This window comes from Thermodesulfobacterium hveragerdense DSM 12571, from assembly GCF_000423845.1.
Taxonomy (GTDB): Bacteria; Desulfobacterota; Thermodesulfobacteria; order Thermodesulfobacteriales; family Thermodesulfobacteriaceae; genus Thermodesulfobacterium; species Thermodesulfobacterium hveragerdense.
Genome location: NZ_AUIT01000009.1, coordinates 68,806 through 76,596, shown reverse-complemented (window position 1 = coordinate 76,596; position 7,791 = coordinate 68,806). Strand labels below are relative to the sequence as shown.

Below are 7,791 nucleotides of genomic sequence, written 5' to 3'. Positions count from 1 at the left end.
TTTAAGAGGAGTGCAGCAGCCATTTTGATACCCTCTTTTGATTCAATTTTTGAGATTTCACTTAAAACTTTTTCTAAATCTAAGTCTAAGTTTTCCATTTTACAGACCTCCTGGTTAGTTTAGTCTTTTAGGTTTTATGTTATCATTAATTTAAAAAATATTAAAAATTTTTATTATGCCTCTAAAATATTTTATTAAAAGACACAATTTATATTCTACTCCCTATAGAGATAATGTGTTGCCCTGGTGGATGTATCGGAGGTGGTGGTCAGCCCATTCCTACCACAGTTGAGGCAAGGGAGGAGCGTATTAAAGGAATATATGAAAGGGATAAAAAGTTACCTATAAGAAAAAGCCATGAAAACCCTGAAATAAAAGCAATTTACCAAGAGTTTTTAAAGGAACCTCTTGGAGAAAAATCTCATAAGCTTCTCCATACCCATTACACTCCAAGAGGGTAAAAAAATATGTTAGCAGGAGGGAGAAACCATGGTTAGTAAAGTTAGAACTTTCAAATCAGAAAAAGGGTTATCTCAGGATGTAGGTACTTACAGAAGAGGAGAACTTAGAGGTGTCATTCGGATAAACGAAGAAGTTTGTGTAGGATGTGATACTTGTAGAGGAGTTTGTCCTGCTGATGCTATAGAAGGTTCTGTAGGAGAAAAGCATAAGATCAACTTAGACAAATGTGTGGTATGTGGGCAGTGTTTGGTTAACTGTCCTTTTGATGCTGTTGAGCAGATGAGCTTTATGGAGGATGTATTGGCCAAACTAAAAGACAAACAAACCAAGGTGGTTGCGATAGTGGCTCCTGCGGTGAGGGTAGCTATAGCAGAGGAGTTTGGCGCAAGGCCTGGGACCTTAGCCTTAGGAAAACTCTGGGTTGCGCTTAAAAAGGCTGGATTTGAGATTTATGATAACAACTTTGCAGCTGACCAGACTATCTTAGAGGAAGGTACAGAGCTTTTAGCAAGGATTGCCGCACATGCAGGATTAAAAGAAATGCCTGTTTATCTATGGGGTAAAAAAATAGTGTTAGAAGTAGAGGAATATAAACACAAACCTTTACCACAGTTTACCTCTTGTTGCCCTGCTTGGGTAAGGTATGTAGAGCTTTATTATCCTGATCTTATTCCATACCTTTCAACCTGTAAATCTCCTCAGCAGATGGCTGGAGCTACGGCTAAGACCTATGGAGCTAAAGATGTGTGGAAAGTTGCGGTAGAAAAGGTTTATACCGTAGGGGTTATGCCATGTACAGCTAAGATTTTTGAGGCTTTTAGGCCTGAGTTTGATTCTGCCGGTAGATATCATAAAAATGAGAGTATAAGGGATGTAGACGCAGTACTTACTACCAGAGATTTGGCAGAAATTTTTAGAAGACTTAACATCGATTTTATGAGATTACCAGAAGAAAGGGATCCTAAACATTTTATGTGGTATTCAGGAGGGGCCACAATTTTTGGTGTAAGTGGAGGGGTGATGGAGGCTGCGATAAGGTTTGCTTTTCATGTTCTCTCTGGAAAATCACCTTCTCCTACTGCTTTAGAATGGGAGTTTCATGATGTAAGAGGGCTTACTAACCCTGTGGTTAGAGCTACAGTGACCATACCTTTGAGACCTGAATATCAAAAAGTTTTTAATGATAAAGTTATAAGACTTAAGGTTTGTGTAGTAAACGGTATTGGCTATAACGGGGCCCATTTAAAGCCAGTGGTTGAAGAAGTGCTTAAAGGAAAAAGCCCCTATCAATTTATAGAGGTTATGAACTGTCCAGGGGGTTGTATTAATGGAGGAGGGCAGCCCAAACAGGCGATGAGTATAGGGTTTATTCAAAAAGTATTTTATAAGCTGGGTAGAGGTTAAACACAAACTAAGTAAGAACACAGGGGGGAAACTATGCAAAGAGTAAGCAGAAGGGATTTTATAAAGTTTTTAGGCATAAGCTATGTAGCCTTTACCATAGGGGTGCCTAAGGTAGTTTATTCTCAGGAGAAGGTTAAAGAAAACTTTTTTGAAACCTCTGTAGGTAGAGAAAAGCTTGAGCTTATTAAAGCAAGACAGTCTGCTCAATATAAAGACGATAAGATAGTAAGAGAAAAATTTAAAATAGCTGCAAGCCATGAAAATCCGATGATTAAAGAATTTTACACAAAGTTTGCCCAGCATCCTTTAAGTGGAATAAGCGAAAGACTTTTACATACTTACTATAAGAAAAGAGGATAACTTCAATCCCTTGGGGGTAAAAACTATTTGGGAGGCCATCTCTGCATACCCTTCCCCTCCTTCCCCAAGGGGTGTTTTTAGGGAGGTTTAAAAAACTTGTTTAGAAAAGAGGTTGATTTTCTTGGAGAAAAACTTGTTCCACAAGAAGTATACTATGGTATCCATACTTTAAGGGCCTCAGAAAATTTTCCTTTATCTGAAGAAAGGGTTCATAGAGAGCTTGTCTGGGCTATAGGTTTGGTTAAAAAAGCCTGTGCTTTTGCCAATAAAGAACTGGGATTTTTAGAGGAAAAAAAAGCTTATGCTATTTTAGAGGCCTGTGAAGAACTTGCTGACGGAAGGTTTGATGACCAAATTCTAATCCATCCTCTGGCAGGAGGTGCAGGCACCTCTTTTAACATGAACGTTAACGAAGTCATTGCTAATCGTGCTCTTGAAATTCTGGGTCATCCTAAAGGAAGGTATGAGATTGTGCATCCTATAGAAGACGTAAACCTACATCAGTCAACCAACGATGTCTTTCCCACGGCGGTGAAGATAGCGGTTTTAAGACTTTTGAAAGAGTTGGCTCAAGAGGTAACACTTCTTCAAGGAGAGTTTCAGAAAAAGGAAAAAGATTTTGCCAAAGTCTTAAAGGTTGGTAGGACTGAGATGCAAGATGCTTGCCCTGTAACTTTAGGGCAAGAATTTGGAGCTTGGGCTGAAGCCTTAAATCGAGACTGGTGGAGGTTGAATAAAGCCTCAGAAAGGGTAAGACAGGTAAACCTTGGAGGAACAGCTGTAGGTACAGGTCTAAACTGCCCTAAGGAATTCGGAGAAATAGCCATAGAAAAGTTGAGAGAGATTACAGGACTTCCGGTGGCAAAAGCAGAAAACCTTTTTGAGGCCACACAAAACATGGATGCTCTCTGTGAGGTTTCCGGTTTTTTGAAGACCTTAGCAGCAAACCTTATAAAAATAGCAGGAGACCTAAGATTTCTTTCTTCTGGACCTAAGGCAGGTATAGGAGAAATTAAACTCCCAGAGTTGCAGGCTGGTTCCTCTATCATGCCAGGTAAAATAAACCCAGTTATTCCTGAGATGGTAATTCAAGTAGGTATAAAGACGATAGCAGCAGACCATGCCATAACCTTAGGATGTAGCCTTGGTAATTTAGAGTTAAACCCTTTTTTACCGCTTATTTCTCAAGAACTTATTACAAGCTTAAAACTTTTAAAAAAAAGTTGTAACATCCTTAGAGAAAAATGTATCTCAGGCATACTTGTGAATCAAGAACGATGTAAAGAATTGCTTGACCAAAGTGCTTGTGTGATCACAGCCTTTAGTCCCTATTTAGGTTATGAAGTTTGTGCAGAGGTTTTTAAAGAGGCTGTGAGTTCAGGTAAACGGGTAGAAGAAATCTTGTTGACTCGAGGTTATTTCACGGAAGAAGAGTTAAGGTTGATACTTGATCCTCAGGAGCTTACTACCCCAGGAATTGCTGGGTTAGAAAAGTTAAAAGAAATAATACAAAAAAGGGGGGATAAAGAATGTTTTTAAATTTTGAAACGGTAGAGGCACAAAGTCTGGCAAATCGGATAATAAAAGAAAATGAAATAGAACGGTATTTAGAGAAGGGAAGGGATTTTATCAACGACGAGGAAATTTGGGAAAAATTAAACAAACATGTTGAGCCAGACCCGGTTAGGGTAAGAGAAATTTTAGCTAAGTCTCTTGCTATTGAAACTCTTGAACCTGATGAACTGGCTATTTTGATAAACGTCAAAGACCCAGAACTTTGGGAAGAAATGTTTGCTACGGCAAGAGAAATTAAAAAGAAGGTATACGACAACCGTATCGTTACCTTTGCCCCACTTTATTGTGGTAATCTTTGTATCAACAATTGTCTTTATTGTGGTTTTAGAAGAGAAAACAGGGTAATCAAGAGAAGGGTGCTTACCATAGAAGAGGTAAAGACAGAAGCAGAGGTTTTAGCAGGAGAGATAGGGCATAAAAGGCTGATAGTGGTTTATGGAGAGCATCCTGCTACCGGGGCTGAATATATTAGAGATACAATAGAGGCTATCTATTCGGTAAAGGTGAAGACTCGAAGGGGATATGGACAGATCAGGAGGGTTAACGTTAACGCTGCCCCTATGTCCATAGATGAGCTTAAGATGCTTAAGGAAGTAGGCATAGGAACTTATCAGGTGTTTCAAGAGACCTATCATCACGAAACCTATGCCCAAATTCATCCAAAAGGAACGGTAAAACACCATTATCAGTGGAGGCTTTATTGTCATCACAGAGCTTTAGAGGCAGGTGTAGATGATGTGGCATTGGGGGTACTTTTTGGTCTTTATGACTGGAGGTTTGAGTTGATGGGACTTTTATACCATGCACGAGACCTTGAGAAAAAGTTTGGGATAGGCCCACATACCATTTCCTTTCCCAGGCTTGAACCTGCGGCTAATACCCCCTTTGTGCAGGAGACAAAATACAAAGTTTCAGATGAGGATTTTAAAAAAGTAATCTGTTTAATCAGGCTGGCTGTACCATATACGGGTATGATACTTACCGCAAGAGAACCTGCTCATATAAGAAAAGAAATTTTAGGTTTAGGGATTGTTACTCAAACGGATGCTTCAACCAAGATAGGAATAGGAGCTTATTCTGATAGGTATACAGAACAAGAGTTAGAAAGACAGCAGTTTCTGATAGGAGATCCTCGGAGTCTTGAAGAAGTAATAAGGGAACTTGCTGAGATGGGGTACATCACCAGCTTTTGCACCGCAGGTTATCGTTGTGGAAGAACTGGTGAAAGAATTATGGACCTTTTGGTTAAGGGTAGAGAACGGATCTTTTGTAAGTTAAATGCTGTCCTTACCTTTAAAGAATGGCTTGATGATTTTGCCTCAGAAGAAACCAAGGAGGTAGCCCAAAAAGTTATAGAAAAAGAGATGGAAGAACTTAAGGGTATGGTTCCTGAAGGGGTTTATCAAAAACTTTTAGAGTATTATCAGAGGATTGAGAATGGAGAGAGAGACCTTTATTTCTAAGTTTACAGCCTTAGCTAAAAGGATAAAACAAACTTATGGAGTAAACCTTTGGTTGGTTGAGGTACTTGGGAAAAGACATTCTTATGTAGCTGGTCATAAGGAGGATAGCTTTTTGCCTCCAGAACCTATATACCTTAACGACAGATTTGCTGTTGTTTCTAACGAGTGGGAGAAAATCCCAGAGGAAGAGAGAAAACAACTGATAAGTTCTTTAAAAGAGGACCTTTTAAAATGAATGTTCCTAAGGGACAAAGGCTTCACATAGCCCTTTTTGGAAGGAGAAACGTGGGAAAATCCTCTTTGATTAATGCTTTAACCGGACAAGAACTTGCGATTGTTTCAGATATTCCAGGAACTACCACTGATCCTGTAGAAAAAAGTATGGAAATTCTTCCTTTAGGGCCTGTGGTAATCGTAGATACAGCTGGAATCGATGATGTAGGTAAACTTGGTGAGTTAAGAAAGAAAAAGTCTTATGAAGTTTTTAACAAAGCAGATTTAATTTTATTGGTAATAGACCCAATCACAGGTTTCGGAGAATTTGAGGAAGAGGTAGTAAAAAAGGCTAAGGAGTATGATACTCCGTTAGTGTATGTGATAAATAAAATAGACCTTTATCCTCAGGCTAAAACACAAAAATTTCCAGAACCTAAAGTTTTCTTAAGTGCTAAGACCAAAGAAGGGATAGACGAGTTAAAACAGGTGATCATAAAGCATGCACCCAAAGACTGGGCTCTTCCTACGATTGTAGGAGATTTGATAAAACCTGGAGATTTTGTGGTATGTGTAGTTCCGATAGATAAAGCAGCTCCTAAAGGTAGACTTATTCTGCCTCAACAGATGGTTATAAGAGACATTTTAGATAATGAAGCTATCGCTTTGGTGGTAAAAGAAAGGGAGCTTAGGTTTGTTTTTGAAAAGACCAAGGTTCAACCAAGTCTGGTGATAACGGATGCTTCGGTTTACACCAAAGTTTCTGCAGACACTCCACCAGACATAAGGCTTACGTCTTTTTCTATTCTTTTTGCAAGATATAAGGGGGATTTGCAAACCCTGGTAGAAGGGGTTCTTGCTGTAAAGACGCTTAAGCCTGGAGATAAGGTATTGATCGCAGAGGCTTGTACCCATCATCCTGTAGAAGATGACATAGGTAGGGTAAAAATTCCCAGATGGCTTAGGGCTCAGGTAGGACAAGACCTTGAAATAGAGGTAAGAGCAGGTGGAGGGCCTCTTCCTGAAAACCTTGAGCAATATAAACTGATCGTTCATTGCGGAGCTTGCATGCTCAACAGAAAAGAAATGCTTTCAAGGATTATGCAGGCTAAAAGTGCCAAGGTTCCTATCGTAAATTATGGGGTAATGTTGGCCTATATGCATGGGATTTTAAAAAGAGCTCTTTCTCCTTTTCCTCATTTGCAACGGTTGATTGTTTCTGAAATCAGAGATTATAAAAAAATCGCAGATGACTTTAAATGCATAAAAGTTTTCTTTTTGAAAAGAACAAACAACTAACCGAAGACAACCTGATAGAAAAAGTTTTATCAGGGATAAAGTTTTCAAAAGAAGAAATTGCCTTTCTTCTTTTAGAAGCAAACCCTGAGTGGGTATATGAGATAGCTAATGAGATAAAGAAACGAGTAAAGGGAAATGTAGTTTATTTAAGAGCGATCATCGAGTTTTCCAACTATTGTAGAAACAACTGCCTTTATTGTGGAATAAGAAGAGATAACAGGGAACTCAAACGTTATCGCATGAAGGAAGAAGAAATTTTAGAAATAGCAGAAAAAATAAGTAAACAAGGTTTTAAGACCATAGTCTTACAATCTGGTGAGGATCCTTTTTGGGATGCTAAGAGGCTGAGTAATTTGATTAAAAAAATTAAAAATTTAGGGGTGGCAGTTACTCTATCTGTAGGTGAAATGGATTATGAGGATTATAAGGTTTTAAAAGAGGCTGGAGCTGACAGGTTTTTACTCAAACATGAAACGATAGACAAAAGACTTTTTAGTTGGTTAAAGCCAGATACTAATTTAACAAAGAGGGTTCGTTGTTTAAACTGGTTGAAGCAGCTTGGTTATGAAGTTGGTACAGGCTGTATCGTTGGTTTACCAGGACAGAGAATAGAGACCTTGGTCGAAGACCTTCTTTTTTTACAAGAAATTAGCCCAGAGATGGTAGGGCATGGCCCATTTATTCCTCATCCTCAAACTCCTCTGGCTTTTTTTCCTTCGGGACACCCTTGGTTAACCCTTAAACTGATATCCTTAACCAGGATGATTCTCCCAAAAGCTAACATTCCTGCCACTACAGCTTTAAACGTTTTAGCACCTGATTTAAGGTTTAAGGCTTTCCTAGCTGGTGCTAATGTTCTTATGCCAGACTTAACTCCAGATCAATATAAACTCCATTATGAAATATATCCAGGAAAAGGAAGTTACCGAATAAATTTAGAGGAATATTTTCGGTTTTTTGAAAAAGAAAACCTAAGGACCGACCTGAAACCTGTTTAGCCTAAGTTAGGTCAGCC

Annotated in this window: 7 protein-coding genes and 1 pseudogene; all 8 read left to right on the top strand. The window is 38.8% G+C overall.

Features of this window, described 5'->3' with window-relative positions; all coding sequences use genetic code 11:
- Positions 1-224 precede the first annotated feature (224 nt).
- Positions 225-461, top strand: a pseudogene (locus G580_RS0104395) (iron hydrogenase small subunit); the annotation flags it as partial.
- Between the two features lie 28 nt (positions 462-489).
- Positions 490-1,866, top strand: coding sequence for a [Fe-Fe] hydrogenase large subunit C-terminal domain-containing protein (locus G580_RS0104390; RefSeq protein ID WP_028841196.1), 1,377 nt, complete (start codon positions 490-492; stop codon positions 1,864-1,866).
- 33 nt (positions 1,867-1,899) lie between these two features.
- Positions 1,900-2,226, top strand: a complete 327-nt coding sequence (locus G580_RS10980; protein ID WP_051173082.1) for an iron hydrogenase small subunit — start codon at positions 1,900-1,902, stop codon at positions 2,224-2,226.
- Between the two features lie 96 nt (positions 2,227-2,322).
- On the top strand, positions 2,323-3,765 hold the full coding sequence (locus G580_RS0104375; RefSeq protein WP_028841195.1) for an aspartate ammonia-lyase: 1,443 nt from the start codon (positions 2,323-2,325) through the stop codon (positions 3,763-3,765).
- Entirely contained in the window at positions 3,756-5,264 is a 1,509-nt protein-coding gene (hydG, locus tag G580_RS0104370) for a [FeFe] hydrogenase H-cluster radical SAM maturase HydG (RefSeq protein ID WP_038041551.1), read from the top strand. Before G580_RS0104375 ends, hydG begins: the two co-directional genes overlap by 10 nt.
- Entirely contained in the window at positions 5,239-5,499 is a 261-nt protein-coding gene (locus G580_RS09960) for a hypothetical protein (RefSeq protein WP_051173080.1), read from the top strand. The genes hydG and G580_RS09960 overlap by 26 nt, the downstream gene beginning before the upstream one ends.
- The gene (hydF, locus tag G580_RS0104360; RefSeq protein WP_028841193.1) at positions 5,496-6,776 is read left to right on the top strand and encodes a [FeFe] hydrogenase H-cluster maturation GTPase HydF; all 1,281 of its coding nucleotides are present in this window, start codon (positions 5,496-5,498) and stop codon (positions 6,774-6,776) included. The genes G580_RS09960 and hydF overlap by 4 nt, the downstream gene beginning before the upstream one ends.
- Positions 6,737-7,774: a [FeFe] hydrogenase H-cluster radical SAM maturase HydE gene (hydE, locus tag G580_RS0104355; protein WP_083960797.1), complete on the top strand. Its 1,038-nt coding sequence runs from the start codon at positions 6,737-6,739 to the stop codon at positions 7,772-7,774. Before hydF ends, hydE begins: the two co-directional genes overlap by 40 nt.
- Positions 7,775-7,791: the final 17 nt, after the last annotated feature.